Source organism: Streptomyces olivaceus (genome assembly GCF_000721235.1).
GTDB lineage: Bacteria > Actinomycetota > Actinomycetes > Streptomycetales > Streptomycetaceae > Streptomyces > Streptomyces olivaceus.
The window spans coordinates 20,483-46,372 of sequence record NZ_JOFH01000019.1 but is presented as its reverse complement, the minus strand read 5'-3'; the positions used below and the strand labels follow the sequence as shown (position 1 = coordinate 46,372).

23 protein-coding genes and 1 pseudogene are annotated in these 25,890 nt (G+C 72.2%); 14 read left to right on the top strand and 10 right to left on the bottom strand.

The window, feature by feature from the left end; all coding sequences use genetic code 11:
• Nucleotides 1-159: 159 nt before the first annotated feature.
• Nucleotides 160-4,140, bottom strand: a complete 3,981-nt coding sequence (scy, locus tag IG94_RS0121400) for a polarized growth protein Scy (RefSeq protein ID WP_031039293.1) — start codon at nt 4,138-4,140, stop codon at nt 160-162.
• Nucleotides 4,141-4,373: 233 nt separating this feature from the next.
• Nucleotides 4,374-4,814, bottom strand: coding sequence for a methylmalonyl-CoA epimerase (mce, locus tag IG94_RS0121395; RefSeq protein ID WP_031039288.1), 441 nt, complete (start codon nt 4,812-4,814; stop codon nt 4,374-4,376).
• Nucleotides 4,815-4,964: 150 nt separating this feature from the next.
• Between mce and IG94_RS0121390 the strand changes: the two genes are divergently transcribed.
• Together IG94_RS0121390 and meaB are read left to right on the top strand one after the other, a co-directional pair.
• Complete coding sequence (locus tag IG94_RS0121390; RefSeq protein ID WP_078892381.1) at nt 4,965-6,209, top strand: acetyl-CoA C-acetyltransferase; 1,245 nt, start codon at nt 4,965-4,967, stop codon at nt 6,207-6,209.
• A 49-nt stretch (nt 6,210-6,258) separates the two neighbouring features.
• Entirely contained in the window at nt 6,259-7,215 is a 957-nt protein-coding gene (gene meaB, locus IG94_RS0121385; protein ID WP_031039283.1) for a methylmalonyl Co-A mutase-associated GTPase MeaB, read from the top strand.
• 33 nt (nt 7,216-7,248) lie between these two features.
• Here the strand turns inward: meaB and IG94_RS0121380 are convergent, their stop codons facing one another.
• Nucleotides 7,249-8,040: a PepSY domain-containing protein gene (locus IG94_RS0121380; RefSeq protein WP_031039281.1), complete on the bottom strand. Its 792-nt coding sequence runs from the start codon at nt 8,038-8,040 to the stop codon at nt 7,249-7,251.
• A gap of 124 nt (nt 8,041-8,164) precedes the next feature.
• On the opposite strand from IG94_RS0121380, the gene IG94_RS0121375 reads away from it, so the two are divergent.
• Both IG94_RS0121375 and IG94_RS0121370 read left to right on the top strand, forming a co-directional pair.
• Entirely contained in the window at nt 8,165-8,833 is a 669-nt protein-coding gene (locus IG94_RS0121375; RefSeq protein ID WP_031039279.1) for a response regulator transcription factor, read from the top strand.
• Nucleotides 8,830-10,275: a sensor histidine kinase gene (locus tag IG94_RS0121370; RefSeq protein WP_031039276.1), complete on the top strand. Its 1,446-nt coding sequence runs from the start codon at nt 8,830-8,832 to the stop codon at nt 10,273-10,275. The genes IG94_RS0121375 and IG94_RS0121370 overlap by 4 nt, the downstream gene beginning before the upstream one ends.
• Nucleotides 10,276-10,312: 37 nt before the next feature.
• Here the strand turns inward: IG94_RS0121370 and IG94_RS0121365 are convergent, their stop codons facing one another.
• The 4 genes from IG94_RS0121365 to IG94_RS0121350 form a co-directional block, all read right to left on the bottom strand.
• Nucleotides 10,313-10,789 carry a MarR family winged helix-turn-helix transcriptional regulator gene (locus IG94_RS0121365; RefSeq protein WP_031039273.1) on the bottom strand — a complete coding sequence of 159 codons (477 nt, stop codon included), beginning with the start codon at nt 10,787-10,789 and terminating at the stop codon, nt 10,313-10,315.
• Between the two features lie 102 nt (nt 10,790-10,891).
• A complete protein-coding gene (locus IG94_RS0121360; RefSeq protein ID WP_031039271.1) occupies nt 10,892-11,668 on the bottom strand; it encodes an AIM24 family protein in 777 nt (258 codons plus the stop codon).
• On the bottom strand, nt 11,665-12,315 hold the full coding sequence (locus tag IG94_RS0121355; RefSeq protein ID WP_031039268.1) for an AIM24 family protein: 651 nt from the start codon (nt 12,313-12,315) through the stop codon (nt 11,665-11,667). Before IG94_RS0121355 ends, IG94_RS0121360 begins: the two co-directional genes overlap by 4 nt.
• 1 nt (nt 12,316) lies before the next feature.
• Nucleotides 12,317-12,949 carry an AIM24 family protein gene (locus IG94_RS0121350; protein WP_031039264.1) on the bottom strand — a complete coding sequence of 211 codons (633 nt, stop codon included), beginning with the start codon at nt 12,947-12,949 and terminating at the stop codon, nt 12,317-12,319.
• Nucleotides 12,950-13,196: 247 nt separating this feature from the next.
• Between IG94_RS0121350 and IG94_RS0121345 the strand changes: the two genes are divergently transcribed.
• From IG94_RS0121345 to icmA, 5 genes are all read left to right on the top strand, one after another.
• Nucleotides 13,197-13,541 (top strand): DUF3817 domain-containing protein, encoded by a 345-nt coding sequence (locus IG94_RS0121345; RefSeq protein WP_031039261.1) that lies wholly within the window; start codon nt 13,197-13,199, stop codon nt 13,539-13,541.
• Nucleotides 13,538-13,831, top strand: coding sequence for an MTH1187 family thiamine-binding protein (locus tag IG94_RS0121340; protein WP_031039258.1), 294 nt, complete (start codon nt 13,538-13,540; stop codon nt 13,829-13,831). The genes IG94_RS0121345 and IG94_RS0121340 overlap by 4 nt, the downstream gene beginning before the upstream one ends.
• Nucleotides 13,832-13,904: 73 nt before the next feature.
• Nucleotides 13,905-14,414, top strand: a complete 510-nt coding sequence (locus IG94_RS0121335; protein WP_031039256.1) for a MarR family winged helix-turn-helix transcriptional regulator — start codon at nt 13,905-13,907, stop codon at nt 14,412-14,414.
• Nucleotides 14,415-14,478: 64 nt separating this feature from the next.
• A complete protein-coding gene (locus IG94_RS0121330) occupies nt 14,479-14,820 on the top strand; it encodes a DUF3817 domain-containing protein (RefSeq protein WP_031039253.1) in 342 nt (113 codons plus the stop codon).
• Between the two features lie 105 nt (nt 14,821-14,925).
• Nucleotides 14,926-16,626, top strand: a complete 1,701-nt coding sequence (icmA, locus tag IG94_RS0121325; RefSeq protein WP_031039250.1) for a coenzyme B12-dependent isobutyryl-CoA mutase large subunit — start codon at nt 14,926-14,928, stop codon at nt 16,624-16,626.
• Nucleotides 16,627-16,811: 185 nt separating this feature from the next.
• Here the strand turns inward: icmA and IG94_RS0121320 are convergent, their stop codons facing one another.
• The gene (locus tag IG94_RS0121320; protein ID WP_107060628.1) at nt 16,812-17,822 is read right to left on the bottom strand and encodes a GlxA family transcriptional regulator; all 1,011 of its coding nucleotides are present in this window, start codon (nt 17,820-17,822) and stop codon (nt 16,812-16,814) included.
• Between the two features lie 70 nt (nt 17,823-17,892).
• On the opposite strand from IG94_RS0121320, the gene IG94_RS0121315 reads away from it, so the two are divergent.
• Nucleotides 17,893-18,864, top strand: coding sequence for an NADP-dependent oxidoreductase (locus IG94_RS0121315; protein WP_031039244.1), 972 nt, complete (start codon nt 17,893-17,895; stop codon nt 18,862-18,864).
• Between the two features lie 136 nt (nt 18,865-19,000).
• Here IG94_RS0121315 and IG94_RS40665 read toward each other — a convergent pair.
• Nucleotides 19,001-19,619, bottom strand: a pseudogene (locus tag IG94_RS40665) (TetR/AcrR family transcriptional regulator); the annotation flags it as partial.
• Nucleotides 19,620-19,852: 233 nt separating this feature from the next.
• On the opposite strand from IG94_RS40665, the gene IG94_RS0121305 reads away from it, so the two are divergent.
• The 4 genes from IG94_RS0121305 to IG94_RS0121290 all read left to right on the top strand — a co-directional run bounded on the left by IG94_RS0121305 (nt 19,853) and on the right by IG94_RS0121290 (nt 24,280).
• Entirely contained in the window at nt 19,853-20,830 is a 978-nt protein-coding gene (locus IG94_RS0121305; RefSeq protein ID WP_194963050.1) for a tetratricopeptide repeat protein, read from the top strand.
• A gap of 654 nt (nt 20,831-21,484) precedes the next feature.
• Nucleotides 21,485-22,117: a DUF6230 family protein gene (locus IG94_RS0121300; RefSeq protein ID WP_031039236.1), complete on the top strand. Its 633-nt coding sequence runs from the start codon at nt 21,485-21,487 to the stop codon at nt 22,115-22,117.
• Between the two features lie 116 nt (nt 22,118-22,233).
• Nucleotides 22,234-22,887, top strand: a complete 654-nt coding sequence (locus IG94_RS0121295) for a DUF6114 domain-containing protein (RefSeq protein WP_031039233.1) — start codon at nt 22,234-22,236, stop codon at nt 22,885-22,887.
• The gene (locus IG94_RS0121290; RefSeq protein ID WP_031039228.1) at nt 22,877-24,280 is read left to right on the top strand and encodes a hypothetical protein; all 1,404 of its coding nucleotides are present in this window, start codon (nt 22,877-22,879) and stop codon (nt 24,278-24,280) included. Before IG94_RS0121295 ends, IG94_RS0121290 begins: the two co-directional genes overlap by 11 nt.
• A gap of 110 nt (nt 24,281-24,390) precedes the next feature.
• On the opposite strand, the gene pyk is transcribed toward IG94_RS0121290, so the two are convergent.
• The gene (gene pyk, locus IG94_RS0121285; RefSeq protein ID WP_031039226.1) at nt 24,391-25,821 is read right to left on the bottom strand and encodes a pyruvate kinase; all 1,431 of its coding nucleotides are present in this window, start codon (nt 25,819-25,821) and stop codon (nt 24,391-24,393) included.
• Between the last annotated feature and the right edge of the window lie 69 nt (nt 25,822-25,890).

The window sequence follows — 25,890 nt, the reverse complement described above, 5'->3', positions numbered from 1 at the left end:
GCGCCAATGCGGTGTGTCATCGAGCGGATGCACGTTTGATACGGAGAATGACACCTCTTTTGAGTGGCTGAGCCGCGGACGGCTTGCCAAAGTCTTGGTCAAGGGTCCGGACGGAACTCGGCCAAAGATCTCCAGGAGACACCGAACCCGCCCCGAACGCTAGCTGTCTGACGACTTGCCACCCGAACGTGGGGCGCCCACCGTCGCTCCGGCCTTCACCCCGTTGTCCTTGGCGCCCCCCGGCGCCTCGAAGGACTCCAGCGCCTCCAGCACGTCCTGCACCCGCGAGATCTCCGCGTTGATGTCCTCGCGGCGCCGCACCAGGACCTCCAGCTCGCGCTTGCCCTCGTCGACCGTGCGCCGGGCCTCCTCGACCGCCTCGGCCTTCAGCTCCTCGGCCTCGCGGACCAGGGTGGCCTTCTTCTGCTCGGCCTCCTTCAGCAGCCCCTCGGCCTTCTTCACGGCGGCGATCCGCACCTTGCCGGCCTCGGAGTTGGCCTCCGACACCAGCTCCTTGGCCTTCGCCCCCGCCTTGGCCAGCTGCTCCTCGGCGGCCTTGATCAGCGCGTCGCAGCGGTCGCCGGCCGACTTCATCGTCTCGGCGGCCTCGCGGCGGGCCCGCTCGTGCAGTTCCTCGATCTCGGAGGTGAGCCGCTCGCGCAGCTCCTCCGCGCGCTCCCTGATGGCCGTCGCGTCCCTGCGCGCGCCGACCAGCAGCTCGTCCGCGTCCGTACGGGCCTTCTCCACCCGGGTGTTGCCCTCGACCGTCGCCTCCGAGACGATCCGGTCGGCCTCCGTACGGGCCGCGCCGACCATCGTGTCGGCCTGCGACTCGGCGTCCGCGGTGGTCTTCTGCGCCTGCTGCTGCGCCTCGGTGAGCAGCTTGTCGGCCTCGGCGGTGGTCTCCGTGATGAGCGTGTCGACCTGCTCGGCCGCCTCCGAGCGACGTTTGTTGGCGTCCTTGCGGGCCTCGTCGAGGGTGTGCTCGGCCTCCTCGCGGGCGGCCGCGGTGACCCGCTCGGCCTCGTTCGCCGCCTCGGTCCGCACCCGCTCGGCCTCGATGCGGATCCGCTCCGCGTGCTGCTGGGCGGAGCCGACGGTGTCCGCGGCCTCGGCCCGCAGCCGCTCCGCCTCGCCGGTGGCCTCCGAGACCATCTGCTCGGCCCGCGCGCCCGCCTCGGCCCGGACCCGGTCGGCCTCGGCGACCGTCTCCGTCGTCAGCCGGTCGGCCTCCGTCTGCGCCTCGGCCCGCACCCGCGCGGCCTCGTCCGCCGCCTCGGTGCGGACCCGCTCCGCCTCCGCGACCGTCTCCGTGCGCAGCCGGTCGGTCTCCGTCACCGTCTCGGTGGTGAGCCGCTCCGCCTCGGAACGCGCCTCGGTGATCAGGGTGTCCGCCTGCGTCGCCGCGTCGGACCGCATGCGGTTGGCGTCCTCACGGGCGTCCGCCCGGGTGCGCGAGGCGGCCTGCTCGGCCTCCGCGATGGCGTCGGAGGCCTCCGTACGCACCCGCTGCGCGTGCTCGGAGACGTCCGCGCGGATCCGGTCGGCCTCCGTGATGGCCTCGGACACCGTCCGCTCGGCCAGCGTCTTGGCGGCCTCCGACTCCTCCTGCGCCTCGTGCCTCAGGCGCCCGGCGTCCTCGCTGGCCCGCTCCCGCTCCGCGTAGGCGTCGGCGCGGACCCGGTCCGCCTCCTCCTCGGCCTCGCGCCGGGTGCGCTCGGCCACGTGCTCGGCGGCGCTGCGCAGCCCGGTGATCTCCTCCTGGGCCTGCTCGTGCAGCCCGGCGACCGACTCCCGCACCTGGGTCGCGTGCTGCTCCGCGGCCGACACCATCTCGGTGGCGCGCCGGTCGGCCTCCTCGACCAGCCGGACCGCCTCGGCCTGCGCCTCCTCCACGCGGTTGCGCGCCGAGGCCAGCAGCTCCTCGCTCTGCTCGCGGGCCCGCTCCCGCTCCTGGTCGGCCTCCTGCCGGGCGGAACCGAGCAGCTCCTCCGCCTCACGGCGGCGCCGGGCGGACTCCTCCTGGGCGGCGGCCAGCGCCTCGGACGCCTCCGCGGCGATGCGCTCGGCAGCGGTCTGCGCCTCCGCCCGCACCCGGTCGGCGCTCTCCTGCGCCTCCGACTTCAGCCGCTCCGCCTCGCTGGAGGCCTCCGAACGCAGCCGCACCGCGACGGACTCGCCCTCCGCGCGGGAGGCGGACGCGTCGGCGGCGGCCTCGGTGCGCAGCCGCTCGGCCTCCGTCTCGGCCTGCTGCTGGAGCGTACGGATCCGCTCCGCGGCCTCGGTGCGCAGCCGCTCGCTCTCCTCGGCGGCCTCGCGCCGGATCCGCTCGCCCTCCTCGCGGGCCTCGGTCAGCGCCTCCTCGGCGGCCGTGCGGCGCTCCTCGGCCTCGGTGTGCAGCCGCGTCAGGTCCTCGGCGGCCTCCTCCCGCCGGGCCTCGACGGCGCGCTCGGTCTCCTCGCGCAGCTCGCGGGCGGCCCGCTCGGCCTCCGCCTGGAGCTCCTCGGCGCGCTCGGCGGCCTCCGCGCGGTGCCGCTCGGCCTCCGCGCGGGTGCGCTCCAGGGTCTCCTCGGCCTGCCGGCGCAGGGTCGTCGCCCGCTCGATGGCCTCGGTGCGGACCTTCTCGCTGTCCGACGTCGCGGTCTGCCTCAGCTCGTCCGCGTCCGCCTTGGCCTTGGCGAGCAGCTCCTCGGCGGACTTCGCCGCCTCCTCGATCTGCGCCACGGCCTCCTTGCGGGCCTCCGCGCGGATCTTCTCGCCCTCGGCGACCGCGTCCGCCCGCAGCTGCTCGGCCTCGCCGCGCAGCCGGCGCGCCTCCTCCTGCAGCTCGACCGTCTTGGCGCGGTACTCCTTGGTGTCGTCCTTCGCCGCGCCCTTGAGCTGCTCGGCGATGTCGTGCGCCTCGCCGCGCAGCCGGTCCGCCTCGGCCTCGGCCTCGGTGCGGATTCGCTCGGCCTCCTCGGTGGCCGCCCTGGTCGTCCGCCTGGCGTCCTCCGACGCCTTGTTCAGTACGTCCTCGGCGGTCTTGGCGGCCTTGGACAGCTGGGTGGCCGACTCCTCGGCCGTGATCGTACGGGCCTTCTCCGCGGCCTCGGCGACGATCCGCTCGGCCTCGGTACGGGCGTCCGCGACCACCTGCTCGGCCTCGGACCTGGTGTTCTCGGCGTCCTTGGTGGCCTCGCCGACCAGCCGGGCGACCTGCTCCTTGGCGGTACGGGTGCGCTGCTCGTTGGTCGCCTCGGCGCTCGACAGTGCCTTGGCCGCGGCCTCCTCGGCCTCGGCGACCACCTTCTCGGCCTCGGTCTGCGCCTTGCGCAGCGACTCCTCGGCCTCGGACATCCGCTGCTCGGCGGCCCGGCTCAGCTCCTGGGACTGGCGGCGGGCCGACTCCGACTCGTCGGCGGTGGAGCTGCGCAGCTGCTCCGCGTGGTCGGTGGCCTCCTGCGCCTGGGTGGAGGCGGCGTTCAGCAGCCGCTCCGCGTCGGTACGGGCGCGGCGCAGGAGCTGCTCGGCCTCCGCGCGGGCGCTCTCGGCGTCGTCGCGCAGCCGCTGACGGGCCTCGGAGGTCAGCCGCTCGGCCTCCGCACGGGCCGCTGTCAGGGCCTGCTCGGCCTCGGCGCGGGACTCGTCGAGCAGACGGCGGGCCTGCTGCTCGGTGCGGGCACGCAGCTGCTCCGCCCACGACACGTTCTCGTTGACGTGCGACTCGACGGTCTGCCGGCGCTCGGCCAGCTCCTGGTCCAGCTGCTGGCGGCGGGTCACCGCCTCCTGGTGCAGCTCGGCCTGGAGCCGGGCGGAGTGCTCCGCGTGCTCCTGGAGGATGCGCTGGGTCTGCGCCCGGGCCTGGCTCAGCTCCCGCTCGGCGTCGGCCCGCAGCTGGTCGGCCTGCGTCTGCGCGTTGCGCAGCAACTGCTCGGCCTGGTACCCCAGGTCACCGCCGTCGAAGGCGGGCCGGGACATGATGGTGCGCCGCGCCTCGTGCAGCTTGGCGCGCAGCACCTCGACCTGGTAGCCGAGGTCCTCGGCGTGCTGGATCGCCTTTTCCCGCTCGGTCTTCAGCCGCTTCATCTCGGCCTCGAACCGAGAGAGGTGGTCGACGTCAGCCGCCGGCTCTCGCTCCTGGCTCTCGTAGCCCCGCACTGCGCGGTCCCATCCGTCCCCTGGTCGCAAATCTTCCCGAACGAGCTCCGTCCGTCCGCGGAACGGGGCCCCCGGGGAATGGTGTCAGATCAACGGCGGGGCTCGTGCTGCTGCCCCGTCGCCCGCCCCCCGAAACACGACCCCGGCGATCCCGCCGTCGCCGACGACAGGACCGGGTCACCCTGGACTGAGCGGCGACCGCGCCCAACCCTACCGGCCCCTATGTACGGGAGTCAGTGCTCAGGTGACTCAACGGCCGCCGATGTGACGAGTTCTGTCAGTACGCCATGGCAGTCCTTGGGGTGCAGGAAGGTGATCCGCGACCCCATGGAACCGCGTCGGGGCTCGTCGTACAGAACGCGTACGCCCTTCTCGCGGATGTCCGCGGCGTCCGCGTCCACGTCCGCCGTGCCGAAGGCGATGTGGTGGACGCCCTCCCCGTTCTTGGCGAGCCACTTGCCGACCGCCGAGTCCTCGCGGACGGGCTCCAGGAGCTGCAGGTAGGAGGCGCCCCCGTCCGACGTACCGTTGATCCTGAGCATGGCCTCGCGGACCCCCTGCTCCTCGTTGACCTCGGTGTGGGTCACCTCGAATCCGTAGGTGGCGCGGTAGAACTCGACGGTCGCGTCGAGATCGTGGCAGGCGATTCCGATGTGGTCGATTCGCGTCAGCATGGACTCAGTGCAGCGCTCCGGAGGTGGTTACGCAACGTGCGCGCCATCACACCGACAGCCCGGTGACGGGCGGGATACCGCTCAGTACATTCGAGTAAACCCTCGTTCACTTCCTCGGCCTGTGCGGGCCGGAAAAGGGGATCGCAGCCCATGTCTTCCGCAGCAGCATCAGGAACCTCCCGAACCTCTCGTGCCTCTCGTGGGAACGGCACGACCTCCGTCGTCGTCGCGGGCGCCCGCACCCCGATGGGTCGGCTGCTCGGCTCCCTGAAGTCCTTCTCCGGCGCCGACCTCGGCGGCTTCGCGATCAAGGCCGCCCTCGACCGCGCGGGGATCGGCGGCGACCAGGTCCAGTACGTGATCATGGGCCAGGTGCTCCAGGCCGGCGCCGGGCAGATCCCCGCCCGCCAGGCCGCCGTCAAGGCCGGCATCCCCATGAACGTCCCGGCGCTCACGGTCAACAAGGTCTGCCTCTCCGGCCTCGACGCCGTCGCGCTCGCCGACCAGCTCATTCGCGCGGGTGAATTCGACGTGATCGTCGCCGGCGGCCAGGAGTCCATGACCAACGCCCCGCATCTGCTGCCGAAGTCCCGCGAGGGCTACAAGTACGGCGCGGTCGAGATGATCGACGCCATGGCGCACGACGGTCTGACCGACTCCTTCGAGAACGTCGCCATGGGCGAGTCGACCGAGAAGCACAACACGCGGCTCGGCATCACCCGCCCCGAGCAGGACGAGATCGCCGCCCTCTCCCACCAGCGCGCCGCCGCCGCCCAGAAGAACGGTCTCTTCGAGGCCGAGATCACCCCGGTCGAGATCCCGCAGCGCAAGGGCGACCCGGTGCTGTTCAGCCAGGACGAGGGCATCCGGGGCGACACCACCGCCGAGTCCCTCGCCAAGCTGCGGCCGGCCTTCGCCAAGGACGGCACGATCACCGCGGGCTCCGCCTCCCAGATCTCCGACGGCGCCGCGGCCGTGGTGGTCATGAGCAGGGCGAAGGCCGAGGAGCTGGGCCTGGAGTGGATCGCGGAGATCGGCGCCCACGGCAACGTCGCCGGGCCGGACAACTCTTTGCAGTCGCAGCCTTCGCATGCCATCCAGCACGCCCTGAAGAAGGAGGGCCTGACGGTCGGCGACCTCGACCTCGTCGAGATCAACGAGGCCTTCGCGGCCGTCGCCGTCCAGTCAATGAAGGACCTCGGCGTATCCACCGAAAAGGTGAACGTCAACGGTGGTGCCATCGCCCTGGGACACCCCATCGGCATGTCCGGCGCCCGCCTGGTGCTCCACCTCGCGCTGGAGCTCAAGCGGCGCGGCGGCGGCGTCGGCGCGGCGGCGCTGTGCGGCGGCGGCGGCCAGGGCGACGCGCTGATCCTGCACGTGCCGGGCGCCTGAGCCCCAGAATGACGACTTCGCACCGAACGGATCGCTGAACGGAGCTGTGATGCAGGACGTCTCCTCACTGGTGGCCCAGGCCAGGGAAGGCCGGCCGCGGGCCGTGGCCCGGCTGATCTCCCTGGTGGAAGGGGCGTCTCCGCAGCTCCGGGAGGTCATGGAGGTCCTCGCCCCGCTCACCGGCGGTGCCTACGTCGTCGGTCTGACCGGCTCGCCGGGCGTCGGCAAGTCGACGTCCACCTCGGCGCTGGTGACGACGTACCGCAAGCAGGGCAAGCGGGTCGGCGTCCTCGCCGTCGACCCGTCCTCCCCCTTCTCCGGCGGCGCCCTGCTCGGCGACCGCGTGCGGATGTCGGAGCACGCCTCCGACCCCGGCGTCTACATCCGCTCGATGGCGACCCGCGGCCACCTCGGCGGCCTCGCCTGGGCCGCGCCGCAGGCGATCCGCGTCCTGGACGCGGCCGGCTGCGACGTGGTCCTCGTCGAGACGGTGGGCGTCGGCCAGTCGGAGGTCGAGATCGCCTCCCAGGCCGACACCTCCGTCGTTCTCCTCGCCCCCGGCATGGGCGACGGCATCCAGGCGGCCAAGGCCGGGATCCTGGAGATCGGCGACGTCTACGTGGTCAACAAGGCCGACCGGGACGGCGCCGACGCGACCGCCCGCGAACTCAACCACATGCTGGGCCTCGGCGAGGCCCGTGCCGCCGGCGACTGGCGCCCGCCCATCGTCAAGACGGTCGCCGCGCGCGGCGAGGGCGTCGAGGAGGTCGTCGAGGCGCTGGAGAAGCACCGCGCGTGGATGGCGGAACGGGACGTGCTCGCCGAACGACGACGCGCCCGCGCCGCCCGCGAGGTCGAGACCATCGCCGTCACCACCCTGCGCGAGCGCATCGGCGACCTGCACGGCGACCGCCGCCTCGGCGCCCTGGCGGAGCGCATCGTGGCGGGCGAACTCGATCCCTACCGCGCGGCGGACGAACTGGTGGCGGGCCTGACGAACGGCTGACGCCGGCCCGCCCCCGGGCCCGGACGGGACCGGTCAGTCGTCGTCGGAGTCGTCGGCGTCGGCGGAACCGGAGCCGTCGCGGTCGTCGGCGTCGTCCGCGTGGGAGCCGTCGTCGTCCCGGTCGGCCGTGACCTCGCCGGTCTTCAGGTCCACCCGCCAGTCCCGCTCGCCCTGGCCGGAGGCGCGGGTCTCGACCTCCCAGGCGGCCTTGGAACGGTCCGCACCGTCGCCACCGTCGTCGCCGTCGTCGTCCAGGTCCACGGACGTCACCGTGCCCTTGCCCGCCGCGGCCTGTGCCGCCTCGGCGGCGGTGACGGAGGTGCCCTTGAGCGCGGCCCGCGCCTCGGCGGCGTCGTCGTCCTCCTCCTCGGCGTCGGCGTCGGCGTCGGCGTGCGAGCCCAGGACCTTGCCGGAGGCGGGGTCGACCCGGACGCTGTGCCAGGTGCCGTCGCCGGAGAGGACGTCGACCTCCCAGGCGGCGCGCTCGCGGCGGTCGTCGCGGTCGTCGTCGTCCCCGTCCCCGTCCCGGTCCCCGTCGTCCGCGTCGTCCAGCTCGGCGGAGACGGCCGTGCCCGGCGTGTCGCGCAGCGCGGCGGCGATGGCCTCGGCCGCGGTCACCTTCGCGGCGGAGGCACCGGGGCCGTTGCGCCGGTCGCCGTCACGACCGTCGGCCTCGTCCCGTACGCCGCCGTCGTCGGACACGCTCACGTCCGCCCGGGGTGCCGTACCCCTCCCGTCGTCCTCCGCCGTCGCCAGCGCGGTCGCCGTACCGCCTCCGATCAGTGCGGCGGCGGTGACGGCGGCGATCACGATGTTGCGCCTCATGCGTTTTCCTCCGAGTCGTCCTGAGTCCAGCGGTTTTCGGTGACTTCACTGTCACGGACCGACGCTGAGGCCACGCTGAAGCCGCCTGAAGGGATCTTCAGCTCGGCTTTGCGACTCTTTAGGCATGCGCCTGTTGATCGTGGAGGACGAGAAGCGTCTGGCCGTGTCGCTCGCCAAGGGCCTCACCGCCGAGGGCTACGCCGTGGACGTCGTCCACGACGGCCTGGAGGGCCTGCACCGGGCCGGCGAGGGCGTGTACGACCTCGTGATCCTCGACATCATGCTGCCCGGCCTCAACGGCTACCGCGTCTGCGCCGCCCTGCGCGCCGCCGGGCACGACGTGCCGATCCTGATGCTCACCGCCAAGGACGGCGAGTACGACGAGGCCGAGGGCCTGGACACCGGCGCCGACGACTACCTCACCAAGCCCTTCTCGTACGTCGTCCTCGTCGCCCGCGTGAAGGCCCTGCTGCGGCGGCGGGGCCAGGGCGCCGGCGCCTCGCCCGTGCACGTCCACGGCGATCTCAAGGTGGACACCGCCGCCCGCCGGGTGTTCCTCGGCGAGGACGAGATCACCCTCACGGCGAAGGAGTTCGCGGTCCTGGAACAGCTCGTCGTCCGGGCCGGACAGGTCGTCTCCAAGGCGCAGATCCTGGAGCACGTCTGGGACTTCGCCTACGACGGCGACCCCAACATCGTCGAGGTCTACGTCAGCACCCTCCGGCGCAAGCTGCGGGCCGAGCTCATCCGCACCGTGCGCGGCGCCGGGTACCGGCTGGAGTCCGGGCGGTGAGCCGCCCCTTCGCCTCGGTGCGGGCCCGCGCCACGCTCGCGGCGACCCTCGTGGTCGCCGTCGCCCTCGTCGCGGCCGGTACGGCGGTCCTGCTGTCCCTGCGCTCCAACCTGCTGGGCGAGGCCGGCACCCAGGCGGAGCGCTCCGCGCGGGAGGTCGCGACCGGGCTGGCCTTCGCGAAGCCGTACGACGATCTGCCGCTGGACGTCGACGACCGGCCGGTGCAGGTCGTCGACGAGGAGGGGAGGCTGGTCGCCGCCAGTGAGGACCTGGAGCGGATCAGCGGCACCGGCGTGGACGCGGTGAAGCCGCAGCCGGCCGCCACCGCCCGGGACGGCGGGGACGACGAAGATGACGACGCCGCCGACGACGACGATGACCACGGCGAGTCCCTCGAACCCGGTGAGATCGGCGCCCGGACGACCGTCAGCGACGGCTCGGCGACCATCGACGGCGACACGGAGGACTACCGTTTCGCCGCCGTCCCCGTGGAGACCGAGGACCGCGGCCGGCTCACCGTCTACGCGGGCGCCCCGCTCTCCGCCGAACACGGCGCCGTCAACACCGCGCTGACCGTGATGCTGATCGGCTTCCCGGTGCTGCTCGCGGTCGTCGCCTGGGTGACCTGGCTGGTCACCCGGCGTGCGCTGCGTCCGGTGGAGGGCATCCGGCGCGAGATGGCCGCGATCACCGCCAGCGAGGACCTGGCCCGCCGCGTCCCGGTGCCGGACACGCACGACGAGGTGGCCAGGCTCGCCTCGACCACCAACGAGACGCTGACCGCGCTGGAGTCCTCGGTGGAGCGGCAGCGCCGGTTCGTCGCCGACGCCTCGCACGAGCTGCGCAGTCCGATCGCCTCGCTGCGCACCCAGCTGGAGGTGGCCGCCGCCCACCCCGAACTGCTGGACCTGGGCGGCGCGGTGGAGGACACCGTACGGCTGCAGCGGCTCGCCGCCGACCTGCTGCTGCTCGCGCGGCTCGACGCGGGGGAGCGGCCCGCGGACGCCCGGGTCGACCTCGCGGCGCTCGCGCGGGAGGCGGCCGAGGGGCGCCGCGGGGTGCGGGTGCGGGCCGAGGAGGACGTGACGGTGGCCGGGTCCCGGGGGCAGCTGGAACGGGTGCTGGCCAATCTGCTGGACAACGCCCAGCGGCACGCCCGTTCGGCGGTGGAGGTGTCCGTGCGGCGGCACGGGGCCGGCGGGGGCGGGCAGACGGCCGTGGTCGCCGTGGCCGACGACGGCGAGGGAGTGCCGGCCGCCGACCGGGAGCGGATCTTCGAGCGGTTCGTACGGCTCGACGCCGCCCGCAGCCGCGACGACGGCGGGGCCGGTCTGGGCCTGGCCATCGCCCGTGACGTCGCTGTGCGGCACGGCGGCACGCTCACGGTGCGGGACACCCCGGCGGGCGGCGCCCTGTTCGAACTCCGCCTGCCGGGTGCCTAGGAGAACGTGAGGACGGCGGCCGCCGGGGCGCCTCGCCTCAGCCCCGGCCCCGCTGCCCGCGCAGGTGCTCCGCGATGGGCCTGAGCGCCTTGTCCAGCTCCGTCAGGGTCTCCGGGGCCAGCAGGTCGATGAAGTGCCGGCGGACGGAGGCCACGTGGTGCGGGGCGACCTTCCGCATCGTCGCCATGCCGTGCTCGGTGAGGACGGCGTAGAGCCCGCGGCGGTCGGACTCGCAGTTCTCCCGGCGGACCAGGTTCGCGTTCTCCATGCGGGTGATCTGGTGTGAGAGGCGGCTCTTGGACTGCATCGTGGCCGTGGCCAGGTCGCTCATCCGCATCCGGTCGTCCTCCGACTCGGAGAGGTTCACCAGGATCTCGTAGTCGTTCATTGTCAGGCCGAACGGCTGCAGGTCCTTCTCCAGCTGGTGCGTCAACAGCTTGTTGACCTCCAGGTGGGTGCGCCAAGCACACTGCTCCGTGTCGGTAAGCCAGCGAGTGGCCGTCTCGGTCTCCATGAATGAAGTCTACCTAAAATGTTGAAAGGCGAACTAGTGACGGGGTCTTCCGTGACGGTGACGGTGCGCACGCGTTCGATGTCACACTCCGCAGATTACCGCTCACAGCCCGAAGCGGCGCTGGAGGTCCCCCAGCTGTCCGGGAAGCCCCGGTGCCCCCGACCGGCCACCCTGCCCTCCGGACGCGCCGCCGCCGGGCACTCCCGCCTGCTGCGGAGGCGCTCCCACGGCCTGCTCCGCCAGCAGCGCCTCGCTCGACTGCAGCAGCACCGTCCCCGCCCCCGCGAACTCGAACTGGTGCTCCTCCCCGGAGGCCCCGCCGAGCCCCGTCATCGCACGTAGACCGCCCAGCAGGCCGGTCATGTACCCGTGGTCGTAGTGATGGCACGGCGAGGGGCAGTCGGCCCAGCCGACCAGGGCCTGCGGGTCGACCCGGATCGGGGGTTCCATGAACACCACCGGGCCGTTGGACGCGGCCACGAACTTTCCGGTTCCGAGCAGGGTCAGGAAGCCCGGCACGATCGACTGCTTGAGCGCGAGACTTGGCTGAAAAGCGAGCAGGTTGCCCGAGCGAATGGTCAGATTGCCGTCTTCGAGGTCGTACGAGTTCACGTCGAAGGCCCGGTCGGCGAGGAGCATCTTGCCCGATCCCTCGGCCACGACCCAGTCGCTCGCGTGCAGAGGCGAATGGAACGACGTGCGCGTCAGATGGTCCAGCCGCCCGTGCCCGACACCGTTGAAGTCGATCGTCCCGTAGTAGGCGATCATCTTCCCCTTCTGCAGGAACCACTGGCTCCCCTTGAGCTCTACACAGAAGGTGTACGCGTTGACGTTGTCGTCGGCCGGCAGCGTCACCGGATCGTGGTGGACCGTGCTCACAGCTTCTCCTCCGACGCCTGGACGAACACCGTGCCGCTGCCGCTCAGCTCCAGCTGGAACGCCTCGCCCGAGCCGCGTCCCACCATGTCCCGCCAGCCCAGCGCCGTGGACAGCTTGTTGCGTACGTCCCCGTGGTGGGCGACGTACGCCTGCGGGTCGACGCGCACCGGTCGCTGCGGGGTGATCGGCACCTCGAAGACGCCGCCGTGGGCCATCACCGCCACCGAGCCGTGGCCCCTGAGGGACGTGGTGAACAGCCCCTGCCCGCTCACCTGGCCGCGCACCATGCCCATCACCCCGCCCTGCGAGCCGAGGAACACCGTGCTCTGCTCCAGGGTGCCCTCGAAGGCGAGGAGGCGGTCCGCCTCCACGTACAAGGTGTCACCCGAAAGGTTGATCACCTGTACGTGGTGGCCGCCGTGCCCGAAGAACACCGTGCCGCTGCCCTCGACGGTCATCAGCGGCGTGTCCTCGTTGGCCACCCGGCGCCCGATCATCGGCACGACCCCGCCCCGGCCGCCGGTCACGTTCGGGGTGAAGGACACGTCCCCCTGGTAGGCGAGCATGGCGCCGCGCTGGCTGAACAGGCGCTGACCGGGCGAGACGAACGCCCGCACCATCTTCGAGTTGATCTCCTCGAACGCCATCTCACACATCCCCCGCGATCGTGTTCCGCTCGCTCGGCTGCACGTACACCAGCCCGTCGCCCTCGAAGCGGATCTGGAAGGCCTCCCCGCCGCCCTCCCCGAAGAGCGTGCGGAAGGTCACGCCCGACTGGAAGGACTGCCGCAGGTTCCCCTGGTGCGCGACGTACGCCCCCGGGTCGACCGTCAGCGGGTACTGCGCGCTGACCCGCAGCACGACCGCCGGACCGTCCGACATGATCGCGACCTGCCCGTGCCCCTCGACGGTCGTGGTGAACAGCCCGTTGCCCTGTGAGGCGCCGCGCGTCCCGGTGAAGCTGGTGCCGGTGCGCAGCCCGGCGTCGGCCGCCAGGAAGTTGCTCGACTCGACGTACAGCTTGTCGCCCTGGAGACCCACCAGATTGATCTCCGAGGCCCGGTCCGCGAACCAGCAGGTCCCGTGCCCCTTCACCTCCATCACCGTCATCTGCTCGCCGGTGATCCGCCGGGTCACCATCCCCCGGAGGCCCTCACCGCCGCCGCTCAGCTTCTTGAAGGCCATCTCCCCGTCGTACGCGACCATCGAGCCGTTCTTCGCCTTCACGGCGTCCCCGGTCATGTCGACGGCGAGCACCTTGCTCTCTTGAAGTCGGAACATCGCCACAAATGCGAAGGTAGCCCCCCGGCCGGGTGGACCGACAGGTCCCACGGGTGGAGACGCACCCCGATTCCCACCCCTAGGGGTGGCGCCGAGGCCCTTGCCGACCCCCTCGCCCGGGCGCGTCGCACGGTTTGCCACAATGGTCGCGCGCTTGTGCGTGCGTTCACAAAGAGCGCGGCGGGGGCGTGCCCCCTTCGCGCTCCCGATCCCTCTCCCACCGACCCCCCTCCACCGAAGGTGACCCGTGGACCTCAAGACCGCCAGTGCCCTCCGCCGCCTCCGCCTGGTCTCGGCCCCCGAGGCGATCTCGTTCCTCCTCCTGCTGGTCTGCTCCGTCCTGAAGCGGACCACCGACTTCAACGCGGTGCCGGCCATGGGCATGATCCACGGCGTCCTCTTCGTGCTGTACGTGGTCTTCTGGGCGGACGCCTGGAACCGCGCCAAGTGGCCGCTGAAGACCGCCGCCCTCTACTTCGTCCTCTCGGTGCTCCCGACCGGCGGCTTCTTCGCCGACCGCAGGCTCAAGCGCGAGGCCGAGGACGCGGTCATCGCCACCCGCGCCCGCCAGGAAGGGGTCGTGGGCGCATGATCGTCGCCTTCTCCGTGACGCCGCTCGGCGTCGGCGAGGACGTGGGGGAGTACGTCGCCGACGCCGTCCGCGTGGTCCGCGAGTCCGGGCTGCCCCACCGTACGGACGCCATGTTCACGTCGATCGAGGGCGAGTGGGACGAGGTCATGGACGTGGTCCGCCGCGCGGTCGCCGCCGTCGAGGCCACGGCGCCGCGCGTGTCCCTGGTCCTCAAGGCGGACATCCGCCCCGGCGTGACGGACGGTCTCACCTCCAAGGTCGAGACGGTGGAGCGCCACCTCGCGGACTGACCGCGGCCAGCGGTGGTATCGAAAGGCGAGACGGGGCTGACCGGCATATGACCGGCCGGTAAGGTCTGTTGCCGTGTCCAAGCCCCTCAGTCTCTCCTTCGACCCGATCGCCCGCGCCGACGAACACTGGAAGCAGCGCTGGGGCGGCGTGCCGTCCATGGCCGCGATCACCTCGATCATGCGGGCGCAGCAGATTTTGCTGGCCGGGGTCGACGCGGTGGTCAAGCCGTACGGGCTGACCTTCGCGCGGTACGAGGCCCTGGTGCTGCTCACCTTCTCCAAGTCGGGCGAACTGCCGATGTCCAAGATCGGCGAGCGCCTCATGGTGCACCCGACCTCGGTGACGAACACGGTCGACCGCCTGGTGCGCTCCGGCCTGGTCGACAAGCGCCCCAACCCCAACGACGGCCGCGGCACGCTCGCCACCATCACCGACAAGGGCCGCCAGGTCGTCGAGGAGGCCACCCGCGACCTGATGGCGATGGACTTCGGCCTGGGCGCGTACGACGCCGAGGAGTGCGGCGAGATCTTCGCGATGCTCAGGCCGCTGCGGGTAGCCGCGGGGGACTTCGAGGAGGAGTGAGCCGGCCGGGTGGTCCGCCGACCCGCTCGAAGATCGCGCGAGGCGTGCCGTTACGCTCGTGGCCATGAAACGAAGCGTGCTGACCCGCTACCGGGTCATGGCGTACGTCACCGGTGTGCTGCTGATCGCGCTGTGCCTTGGCATGATCGCCAAGTACGTGCTGGATCTGGGCGGCGCCGCCGACTTCACCCAGGTCGTCAGCATCGCGCACGGCTGGCTGTACGTGATCTACCTCGTCGTCGCCTTCGACCTGGGCTCCAAGGCGAAGTGGCCGGTGAAGAAGCAGCTGTGGGTGCTGCTCGCCGGGACCGTTCCGACGGCCGCCTTCTTCGTGGAACGACGGATCAGCCAGGAGCTGGAGGCGAAGGTCGCCGGCGCCGAGGCGCCCGCCCCCGCCGAGGCGTGACCGGCCCCTCACCGGCCGTCCCCCCCCGCTGTCCCCCCGCCGTGCGGACACCCGCACGGCGGTACCCCATCGACATTTACTTGGACGTCCTAGTAAATTGAGGGTATGGACGCTCATGCCATAGAGGAGGGCCGCCTTCGCTGGCAGGCCCGGTACGACGCGGCACGCAAGCGCGACGCGGACTTCACCACGCTCTCCGGCGATCCCGTGGAGCCGGTGTACGGGCCCCGGCCCGGGGACGAGTACGAGGGCTTCGAGCGGATCGGCTGGCCGGGGGAGTACCCCTTCACCCGCGGTCTGCATCCGACCGGGTACCGGGGGCGGACGTGGACGATCCGGCAGTTCGCCGGGTTCGGCAACGCCGAGCAGACCAACGAGCGCTACAAGATGATCCTCCGCAACGGCGGCGGCGGGCTCTCGGTCGCCTTCGACATGCCGACGCTGATGGGCCGCGACTCCGACGACCCGCGCGCGCTGGGCGAGGTCGGGCACTGCGGCGTGGCCATCGACTCGGCCGCCGACATGGAGGTGCTGTTCAGGGACATCCCGCTCGGGGACGTGACCACCTCCATGACGATCAGCGGGCCCGCCGTGCCCGTGTTCTGCATGTACCTGGTCGCCGCGGAGCGGCAGGGCGTCGACGCGGGCGTGCTCAACGGCACGCTGCAGACCGACATCTTCAAGGAGTACATCGCCCAGAAGGAGTGGCTCTTCCAGCCCGAGCCGCACCTGCGCCTCATCGGCGACCTCATGGAGTACTGCGCGGCCGGCATTCCCGCCTACAAGCCGCTGTCGGTCTCCGGGTACCACATCCGCGAGGCCGGGGCGACGGCCGCGCAGGAGCTGGCGTACACGCTCGCCGACGGCTTCGGGTACGTGGAGCTGGGCCTCAGCCGCGGCCTCGACGTGGACGTCTTCGCGCCGGGTCTCTCCTTCTTCTTCGACGCGCACCTCGACTTCTTCGAGGAGATCGCCAAGTTCCGCGCGGCGCGCCGGATCTGGGCCCGGTGGATGCGCGACGTGTACGGGGCGCAGACCGACAAGGCGCAGTGGCTGCGGTTCCACACCCAGACCGCCGGTGTCTCGCTCACCGCGCAGCAGCCGTACAACAACGTCGTGCGCACCGCCGTGGAGGCGCTGGCGGCCGTGCTAGGCGGGACCAACTCGCTGCACACCAACGCGCTCGACGAGACCCTCGCCCTGCCCAGCGAGCAGGCCGCCGAGATCGCCCTGCGCACCCAGCAGGTGCTGATGGAGGAGACCGGCGTCGCCAACGTCGCCGACCCGCTGGGCGGTTCCTGGTTCATCGAGCAGCTGACGGACCGGATCGAGGCCGACGCCGAGAAGATCTTCGACCGGATCAAGGAGCGGGGGCTGCGGGCCCACCCCGACGGGCAGCACCCCATCGGTCCGATCACCTCGGGCATCCTGCGCGGGATAGAGGACGGCTGGTTCACCGGTGAGATCGCCGAGTCCGCCTTCCGCTACCAGCAGGCCCTGGAGAAGGACGACAAGAAGGTGGTCGGCGTCAACGTCCACACCGGCTCCGTCACCGGCGACCTGGAGATCCTGCGGGTCAGCCACGAGGTCGAGCGCGAGCAGGTGCGGGTCCTGGGTGAGCGCAAGGCCGCCCGCGACGACGCGGCCGTGCGCGGTGCCCTGGACGGCATGCTCGCCGCGGCCCGCTCAGGCGGCAACATGATCGGCCCGATGCTGGACGCGGTGCGGGCGGAGGCGACGCTGGGCGAGATCTGCGGGGTGCTGCGCGACGAGTGGGGGGTGTACACCGAGCCGGCCGGGTTCTGACGGGCCCACGCGGCCCACGCAGCCCACCCGGCCGGACAGGGGCATCGGCCTGCCCGGCCGGACACAGGACCGCCCGACCCGGCCGGACACGGTGACCGGCTCGTCCGGCCCGGTGCGGTACCGGACCGCCCGGCCGGATTCGAGGGCCGGACCGCCGAGCCGGACCCAGGGGCCGGCCCGCGGCCTCACACCGAGGCGCGGAAGGTGCGGCGGTACGCCGACGGGGCGACCCCCGCCTGGGCCGCCAGGTGCCGCCGCAGCGAGGTGGCCGTGGCGAAGCCGACCTCGTGGGCGACCCGCTCCACCGGGAGGTCGCTGGACTCCAGCAGGTGCTGCGCCCGCCGCAGCCGCTGCCGGGTCAGCCAGCGGCCGGGACTCAGGCCGGTCTCCTCCCGGAAGCGCCGGGCGAAGGTCCGGGTGCTCATCGCCGCGTGCGCGGCCATCTCGTCCAGCGACAGGGGCTGCCCCAGCCGCCCCAGCGCCCAGTCACGGGTCGGGCCGGTGCCGGTCGTGCTCGCGGGCGGCAGCGGCTGCTCGATGTACTGCGCCTGCCCGCCGTCCCGGTACGGCGGCACGACGCAGCAGCGGGCGACCTGGTTGGCCACCTCACTGCCGTGGTCCTCGCGCACCAGGTGCAGGCAGACGTCGACACCGCTCGCCGCGCCCGCCGAGGTCAGCACGTCGCCGTGGTCGACGAAGAGCACCCCGGCGTCCAGTTCGACCTGCGGGAACAGCTCCCGGAAGTGGTCGGCGAGCGCCCAGTGGGTGGTGGCCCGGCGCCCGTCCAGGAGACCCGCGGCGGCCAGCAGGAAGGCGCCGGTGCAGATGGAGACCAGGCGGGTGCCGGGCCGTACGCGGGCCAGGGCGGCGAGGGCCCGCGGGTCCGCGGCCGCGGCGGACGCGGCGGTGACCGCGTACGGCGGAATGACCACGGTGTCCGCCTCGGCCAGCACCTCGGGGCCGTGCCCGGGGGTGACGGTCAGGTCCGAGTCGGTGCGCACGGGGCGCCCGTCCACGCTCGCGGACCGCACCTCGTAGCGGCCCTCGGCGGAGCCCAGGACGCGGTGCGGGATGCCCAGTTCGAAGGGGTAGACGCCGTCCAGGGCGAGGACGACGACCCGGTGGGCGCCGGGGCGCGGGACGGGGCGCATCCGGCGCTCCAGTTCGGCCGTGCGGGCGGCGGTGTCGGTGAGCATGGCACGAATGTATCGGAGGATGACCTTCTTGCCGTCGTCGCGGGGTGCGCCCGGCGGCGAGGATCGGGGCATGACCACTACGGACACCCCCGCCGCCCCCGCCGCCCCCGTGATGCTCGCCCTGCGCCAGACGGTGCTCGGCGGCCCCGAGGTGCTGGAGCCGACCGAGCTGCCGCGGCCCGCGCCGGGCCCCGGCGAGATCCTCGTCGCCGTGCACGCGGCCGGGCTCAATCCCACGGACTTCAAGCACCGCGCGCAGAAGCTCTTCCTGCCGCCCCCGCCGTTCACCCTCGGCTGGGACGTCTCCGGCACCGTGGTGGAGGCCGGCTTCGGCGTCACCCTCTTCCGGCCGGGCGACGAGGTCTTCGGCATGCTCCCCTACCCGTACGGGGCCGGGGCCCACGCCGAGTACGTCACCGGCCCGGCCCGTGCCTTCGCCGCCAAGCCCGCCGGGATCGACCATGTGCAGGCCGGCGCGCTGCCGCTGGCCGCGCTCACCGCCTGGCAGGCCCTCGTCGACACGGCGGACCTGCGGGCCGGGCAGCGGGTGCTGGTGCACGCCGCGGCCGGCGGCGTCGGCCACCTCGCCGTGCAGATCGCCAAGGAGCGCGGCGCCCACGTCACCGGCACGGCGAGCGCCGCCAAGCACGCCTTCCTGCGCGAGCTGGGCGCGGACGCCTGCGTGGACTACCGCACCCAGGACTTCACGGACACCGGCGAGCGCTACGACGTCGTCCTCGACGCCGTCGGCGGCGACACCGCCCTGCGCTCCGCGGACGTACTGCGGCCCGGCGGTGTCGTCGTGTCCCTGCTGCCGGTGGACGCGGAGACCCGGGCCGCGGCCGAGAAGGCGGACGCCCGTGCCGTCGGCCTGCTGGTCGAGCACGACCACGCCGGGATGAGCGCCATCGCCTCCCTCGCCGAACGGGGCAGGCTGCGCGCCCACGTCTCCGGCACCTTCCCGCTCGCCGAGGGCGCCCGGGCGCATGCCCAGGGCGAGACCGGCCGTACGACGGGGAAGCTGGTCCTCACCGTGCGCTGAGCCGGTCGCTGAGCCGTGCGCTGAGCCGGGCGATGAGCCTTTGCGCTGAGCCGGGCGCGACCGGGCGCCGGGTCGCGGGGGCCGACCGGTCTCCGGGGCCTTGAACCGGGGCCTTGAACCGGCGCCGCAGGGGCCGCGACCGCCGTGCCCGCCAGGCCCGTCAGCAGGACCCGGGACAGGTCGCGCACCCACTCCTCGTCCGCGGCCCCGGCGCTGACCAGGGTGCGGTGCACCACCGCGCCCGCCACCAGGTCGAAGATCAGGTCCACGGTGCGCCCGGCCTGGCCGGCGTCCGGCTCGGGCGGCAGTTCGCCCCTGGCCTCGGCGCGGGCCCTGCCCTCCAGGACCAGGCGCTTCTGCCGCTCCACGATCGATGTGCGGATGCGCTCGCGCAGCGCGGCGTCGCGGGTGGACTCGGCGACCACCGCCATCAGGCCGCTCGCGGCCTCCGGGCGGGCCAGGATCGTCGCGAACTGCAGCACCACGCCCTCGATGTCGGCGGCCAGCGAGCCGCTGTCGGGCAGTTCGAGCTCGTCGAAGAGCTCCGCCACCGCGTCCACGACCAGCTCGTTCTTGCCCGCCCAGCGACGGTAGAGCGTCGTCTTGGCGACCCCGGCCCGTGTCGCGACGTCGCCCAGGGTGAGCTTGGACCAGCCCAGGTCGACCAGCGCCGCCCGCGTCGCGGCGAGGATGGCGGTGTCCGCCGCGGCGCTGCGCGGGCGCCCGGCACGGCCGGCGGGGGTGCTGCTCTGCATGCCCCGACCATAACCGGCGGGTTGTGTGTGGCCGTGAGGGAGATCACCGGGGAGGGCTGTTCCGCCGCACCCTCCCGGTATTACGCTACGAGGCGTAGCGAAAGCACGGGTGCGCCCGTGCCCCAGCGACGACCACCGGCGCGGGGTGGGGACCCGGCGCCCAACAGCACACGTCCGGGCGGGCTTTCGACCCGCTTTTCACACGCGCGCGCAGTACGGGGGAGGATAGGCCCATGCAGCCACGGAACATGTCCATGAGCGGGGTCGTCGACCTCGGCGCGGTGAAGGCGGCCCAGGAGGCCAAGACGAAGGCGGAGCAGGCGCGCGCCGAGGCGGCCAGGACTGGCGGCGCGGACGCCGTCTCCCCGGCCGACCTCGTCATCGACGTCGACGAGGCCGGCTTCGAGAGCGATGTCCTGCAGCGGTCCACCGAGGTCCCGGTCGTCATCGACTTCTGGGCCGAGTGGTGCGAGCCCTGCAAGCAGTTGAGCCCGGTCCTGGAGCGGCTGGCCGTCGAGTACAACGGGCGCTTCCTGCTCGCCAAGATCGATGTCGACGCCAACCAGGCGCTGATGCAGCAGTTCGGTATCCAGGGCATCCCCGCGGTCTTCGCGGTCGTCGCCGGGCAGGCGCTGCCGCTCTTCCAGGGGGCCGCGGGCGAGGCGCAGATCCGCCAGACCCTGGACCAGCTGGTGCAGGTCGGCGAGGAGCGTTTCGGCCTGATCGGTCTCACCGTCGACCCCGAGGCCGAGCCGGGCGCCGCCCGGCCCGCCGCCCCGGAGCGCCCGGTCTCGCCGCACGACGCGGCGCTCGAGACCGCCGTGCGGGCCCTGGACGCGGGCGACCTCGACGGCGCCGTCCAGGCGTACAAGGGCGTGCTGGCCGAGGAGCCGGGCAACACCGAGGCCAAACTGGGTCTCGCCCAGGCCGAGTTGCTCCAGCGGGTACAGGACGCCGACCCGCAGCGGGTCCGGCAGGAGGCGGCCGACAAGCCGGCCGACGCCCAGGCGCAGATCGCCGCGGCCGACCTGGACCTGGTGGGCGGTCACGTGGAGGACGCCTTCGGGCGCCTCGTCGACGCGGTCCGCGTCACGGCCGGCGACGAGCGCAACGCCGTACGCGTGCGGCTGCTGGAGCTGTTCGAGGTGGTCGGCGCGGACGATCCGCGGGTGGCCGCGGCGCGCAGGGCGCTCGCCCGCGCGCTGTTCTAGACGGGTCCGGGTACGCCGGAACTGCGGCCGGCCGTCGGCCGTTCGTTCGGGTGTGGCCCGTGTGAAGGAGCTGTCGACGGGACGTCACTGCGGCCGTGCTTTGCCAAAACTTGGCAATCGCGGCCGCTGTTACTGCCAGTAAGGGCAGTGCGTCGATCTGTTGGGCTCTGTCCATTGTTCAATGGTTTTGTTCCGGCCTCGGGGCACACCCAGCGTCGCCGTCCGGGGCCGGTGTGTCGCCCTCCGGTTATCCGGCCGTTACTAGCCAGTAACGAACCCCCTTGTGTCGACGGCGAGAATGCACCACGATCGGCGACGCTCGGTCCATTCCCGTACCCCGAAAGCCAGTCGGGTCGCGGGTGCTCCTGGGTCCCCACCGAGCAGGGTCGGCGGCAGTGGAGCCGGCCCTTGGGCAGGGGGGTCTTCGTCCAACCGGCGAAGCCTGCCCAGCAGGGTTGTGCGTGATGCGTGTCAGGCGCGACCAGTGGTTGTCGCTCGGGGGTGAACGCCGGTGATTCGGGCGCGTTGCAGGTGCCTCCGAGTACGGGCGCTCTCCTTCCCGAGGACGTAGCACTTCTCCCATCCCTGCCAGCCGTGCCGCCGAACCGGAGGCTCGGCCGAGGGCAGGAGATGTACGTCCGAGAAGGAGGAAATATGGAGTCCCAGGTGCGTGGCGGGACCAGATGGAAGCGGTTCGCTGTGGTCATGGTGCCCAGCGTCGCCGCGACGGCCGCGATAGGTGTCGCGCTCGCGCAGGGCGCTCTCGCGGCGTCGTTCAGCGTGTCGGGGCAGTCGTTCAAGGTGACGGCCGACCAGCTCGACGGCAAGGGCTTCTCCCAGTACGGGGCGGTCGACCAGGGCTACACGCTGAGCGGCGAGAAGGCGGCTCACCCCGTCGCGGTCTCGGCGTTCAAGTCCGCGACGATCAAGAACCTGTGCCAGTCCGTGGTCACCCCGGACATCCCGCTGATCGGTTCCGTCAGCCTCACCCTGAAGGCCGGTGGCGGTGACAAGCCGGTCGAGGCAGAGAACCTGTACATCGACATCGAGGACCTGCAGGCCGATGCCACGTTCCGCAACATCGACATCGGTGTGGCGGCGAAGGACGCCAACAAGGGTCCCGGCATCAAGAAGGGCGACACCACCAACCCCAACGGGTTCGCCCAGCAGGCCGACACGGCCACGCTGACCGGCGTGAAGCAGACGGCGTGGGCCACCACCGCCGGAACCTTCAAGCTCAGCGGTCTGAAGATGTCGCTGTCCAAGGGTGTCAAGGAGTGCTACTAAGCACTCCCTGAAGGGCGGGGGAGCCACGGCGCCCCCGCCCGCCCACTCTCCGGCCGCGTCGTGGCACGCGGCCCCCGTCTCCACCACAGCAAAGCCGTACCAGGGAGCTGTTTTCCATGAGCGCCGAGACCCCTGCCGCAGCCGGCCAGTTCACCCGCCGGCGGCTGCAGTTCCGTGCCTGGCGAGGCGGGCGGCCGTTCTGGGCCGGCCTGTTCATCGCGCTCGGTGGCCTTCCCATCGCCTACTTCCCGTACGCGAACCTCCAGATCGGTCACCTGACGCTGGCGATGGCCACCACCGCGGGCGCCGGATCCCTGATCATCGGCGTGCTGCTGGTCGTCCTGGGCGTCAGCCTGTGGTACCAGAAGCACGTCCGGGTCTTCGCGGGTGTGGCGGCGATCCTGCTGGCGCTGGTGTCCATCCCCGTGTCCAACCTCGGCGGTTTCCTGATCGGCTTCCTGCTCGCGCTGGTCGGCGGCGCGATGGCCGTGTCCTGGGTGCCGGGCGAGCCGCCGCAGGCCGAGCCGCCGGCGGGGGGCAGGGCGACCGACGACACGCCCGAGGGTGCCACTCCCGGCACCCAGGCCGACGACACCGCGTTCCCCGGCTTCCCGGAGCCCGGCACGCGGGGGGCCGACGGGGCGGTGCCGAAGCCGCGGAGCGGGATGGACGACGGAAGCCCCGCACAGGCCTACGCGGGGCTGCGGGCGAACGATCTGTCAGGAACGAGCCCGGCCAACGGGGCGAACGGGAGGCACAGTGCCGGCTGACGAGGTGACCCGCGGGGCTGACGTGGAGTCCTCCCGTGTGAGAACCGGGCCGCGCCACGCGGCACCCAAGAAGCCGTTGTTCACCAGGTTCCACATGCCGGCCGGCAAGGCGATAGCCATCGCGGCGATGCCCACGGCCGTCCTCATGGGGATGGGGTTCACCCCGACGCTGGCCCTCGCCGACGGCAACGACGCGGCGCCGCCGACCTCCAACAGCCTGACGGCCGACGAGTACAAGGACTGCGTGGCGGCCCTGGAGGACGCCGAGAAGGACCCGTCCGAGTCCCCGTCGCCGTCGGCGACCGACGAGGCGGACCAGGACGGCAAGGGCGAGAACGACGGCAAGGAGCCCGGCGACTCGGCCTCCGGCGCCGACAAGGACGAGTCCTCTTCGTCGGATTCAGGTTCCGACGACAAGGGCGACACCGGCGACAAGGGCGGCGAGAGCGGCGCGGACGGCGGGTCGGGGCCCACTCCGAGCCCCTCCGAGTCCGAGAGCCAGGAGACGTCCGGTCAGGACGCCGCGGAGCCGTCCCCCTCCGAGTCGGAGAAGGGCGGCCTGCTCGAAGGCATCGGCGACGCCCTCGAAGGCATCTTCACCGGCGGCAAGAAGGCCGAGGAGAGCGCGAGTCCCACGCCCACCCCCTCGGCGTCCCAGGGCGCCGGCGACGACGCGTCCGACGCCGTGAAGGAGACCACCGACAAGGTCGCCGGCACCGCGAAGGACACCGTCGAGGGCGCGACCGACGCCGCGTCGAAGGCGGCCGAGGACACCAAGGAGACGGTGGACAAGGCGGCCGAGGCGGCGAAGGAAGCCGCCGAGAAGGCCAAGGAGGACGCCGAGAAGGCCAAGGAGGACGCGGAGGACGAGGCCACCCCCTCACCCACCCCCAGCGCCTCCGGGAGCACCGACGCGGACGACTGCCCGGTCGCCACCGACGACGAGGGCGGCGTCGACAACAAGGTGCCGCTGCCCGACGACCCCTGGTACCTCGACGCCAGCTCGCTGACGCTGAAGGGCGCCTCCTACAAGGGCATCGTCGAGGTGAAGACCGCCAACGGCACCACCAAGAAGGTGCTGAAGTACGTCATCTCGAACGGCACCGACATCGGCGACCTGCACCAGACGGTGAAGGACAAGCAGGCCGGCAAGACGTACCACGTCCAGGCGGCCGAGGGGTCGACGTCCACCATCCGCGACGGCGACACCGTGTTCTACACCGAGAGCATCTCGGGCAACCTGCTCGGGCTCATCCCGATCACCTTCGACCCGGAGAACCCGCCGCCGCTGGACATCCCGCTGATCTACTTCACCAAGGTGAAGGTCGTACAGGCCGGTCAGTTCGGCGGGACGCTCCACATCCCCGGGCTGCACCAGTACATCACCGACTGAGACCGGACCGGCGAAGCGGCCGGGAGACCGGGAACGGCGCTGAGGGCGCCCCCTGCACCAGGGGGCGCCCTCAGCGCCGTACAGGACAAGGCCCGTCCGGGAAGCGGCCGTCAGCCGCGCCGGGTCTCGCCCAGGTGGTGGACGCGGACCATGTTGGTGGTGCCGGGCACGCCGGGGGGCGAACCGGCGGTGATCACGACGACGTCGCCGTCGCTGAACCGGCCCAGGCGCATCGTCTCCTGGTCCACCAGGTCGACCATCTCGTCGGTGCTGTTCACGAACGGCACCACGTGCGACTCCACGCCCCAGCTGAGCGCCAGCTGGTTGCGGGTCGACTCGTCGGTGGTGAAGGCCAGGATCGGCTGCGCCGCGCGGTAGCGGGACAGACGGCGGGCGGTGTCGCCGGACTGCGTGAAGGCCACCAGGCCCTTGCCGCCCAGGAAGTCGGCGATCTCGGCCGCCGCGCGGGCCACCGAACCGCCCTGCGTGCGCGGCTTCTTGCCCGGCACCAGCGGCTGCAGGCCCTTGGAGAGCAGCTCGCCCTCGGCGGCGGTGACGATCTTCGACATCGTCTTGACGGTCTCGACCGGGTACGCGCCCACGGACGACTCCGCCGACAGCATGACCGCGTCCGCGCCGTCCAGGATCGCGTTGGCCACGTCGGAGGCCTCGGCGCGGGTCGGACGGGAGTTGGTGATCATCGACTCCATCATCTGGGTCGCCACGATCACCGGCTTGGCGTTGCGCCGGCACAGCTCGATCAGGCGCTTCTGCACCATGGGGACCTTCTCGAGCGGATACTCGACGGCCAGGTCGCCGCGGGCGACCATGACGGCGTCGAAGGCCGCGACGACGCCCTCCATGTTCTCCACCGCCTGCGGCTTCTCCACCTTGGCGACGACGGGGACGCGGCGGCCCTCCTCGTCCATCACGCGGTGCACGTCGTCGACGTCCTTGGCGTCCCGGACGAAGGAGAGGGCGACCATGTCGCAGCCCATGCGGAGGGCGAAACGGAGGTCCTCGACGTCCTTCTCGGACAGCGCGGGGACGTTGACCGCGGCGCCGGGCAGGTTGATGCCCTTGTGGTCGGAGATGACGCCGCCCTCGATGACGATCGTGCGCACCCGCGGGCCCTCGACCTCGGTGACCTTCAGCTCGACGTTGCCGTCGTTGATGAGCACCTGGTCGCCCTTGGTGACGTCGCCGGGCAGGCCCTTGTACGTCGTGCCGCAGATCGTCCGGTCGCCCGGGACGTCCTCGGTGGTGATGGTGAACTCGTCACCGCGCACCAGCTCGACGGGGCCCTCCGCGAAGGTCTCCAGACGGATCTTCGGGCCCTGCAGGTCGGCGAGGACCCCGATGGCCCGGCCGGTCTCCTTGGCGGCGGCCCGCACCCGGTCGTAACGCCCCTGGTGCTCGGCGTGGCTGCCGTGGCTGAAGTTGAAGCGGGCCACGTTCATGCCGGCCTCGATCAGCGAGACGAGCTTCTCGTGGGAGTCGACCGCGGGGCCGAGAGTACAGACGATTTTGGAACGGCGCATGGGGCGATCCTATCGGTTTGTTTCGGCGCGGAATATTCCGGCCAGTGGAAAGTACAAAAGGGCGGGATG

Coding starts and splice junctions, on each gene's coding strand:
- IG94_RS0121315 (WP_031039244.1), top strand. CDS start 17,893: ATGACCACTACGGACACCCCCGCCGCCCCCGCCGCCCCCGTGATGCTC.
- IG94_RS0121300 (WP_031039236.1), top strand. CDS start 21,485: ATGGAGTCCCAGGTGCGTGGCGGGACCAGATGGAAGCGGTTCGCTGTG.
- IG94_RS0121350 (WP_031039264.1), bottom strand. CDS start 12,949: ATGTTCCGACTTCAAGAGAGCAAGGTGCTCGCCGTCGACATGACCGGG.
- IG94_RS0121305 (WP_194963050.1), top strand. CDS start 19,853: ATGCAGCCACGGAACATGTCCATGAGCGGGGTCGTCGACCTCGGCGCG.
- IG94_RS0121365 (WP_031039273.1), bottom strand. CDS start 10,789: ATGGAGACCGAGACGGCCACTCGCTGGCTTACCGACACGGAGCAGTGT.
- IG94_RS0121340 (WP_031039258.1), top strand. CDS start 13,538: ATGATCGTCGCCTTCTCCGTGACGCCGCTCGGCGTCGGCGAGGACGTG.
- pyk (WP_031039226.1), bottom strand. CDS start 25,821: ATGCGCCGTTCCAAAATCGTCTGTACTCTCGGCCCCGCGGTCGACTCC.
- IG94_RS0121330 (WP_031039253.1), top strand. CDS start 14,479: ATGAAACGAAGCGTGCTGACCCGCTACCGGGTCATGGCGTACGTCACC.
- mce (WP_031039288.1), bottom strand. CDS start 4,814: ATGCTGACGCGAATCGACCACATCGGAATCGCCTGCCACGATCTCGAC.
- IG94_RS0121390 (WP_078892381.1), top strand. CDS start 4,965: ATGTCTTCCGCAGCAGCATCAGGAACCTCCCGAACCTCTCGTGCCTCT.
- IG94_RS0121380 (WP_031039281.1), bottom strand. CDS start 8,040: ATGAGGCGCAACATCGTGATCGCCGCCGTCACCGCCGCCGCACTGATC.
- meaB (WP_031039283.1), top strand. CDS start 6,259: ATGCAGGACGTCTCCTCACTGGTGGCCCAGGCCAGGGAAGGCCGGCCG.
- icmA (WP_031039250.1), top strand. CDS start 14,926: ATGGACGCTCATGCCATAGAGGAGGGCCGCCTTCGCTGGCAGGCCCGG.
- IG94_RS0121295 (WP_031039233.1), top strand. CDS start 22,234: ATGAGCGCCGAGACCCCTGCCGCAGCCGGCCAGTTCACCCGCCGGCGG.
- IG94_RS0121375 (WP_031039279.1), top strand. CDS start 8,165: ATGCGCCTGTTGATCGTGGAGGACGAGAAGCGTCTGGCCGTGTCGCTC.
- IG94_RS0121320 (WP_107060628.1), bottom strand. CDS start 17,822: ATGCTCACCGACACCGCCGCCCGCACGGCCGAACTGGAGCGCCGGATG.
- IG94_RS0121355 (WP_031039268.1), bottom strand. CDS start 12,315: ATGGCGTTCGAGGAGATCAACTCGAAGATGGTGCGGGCGTTCGTCTCG.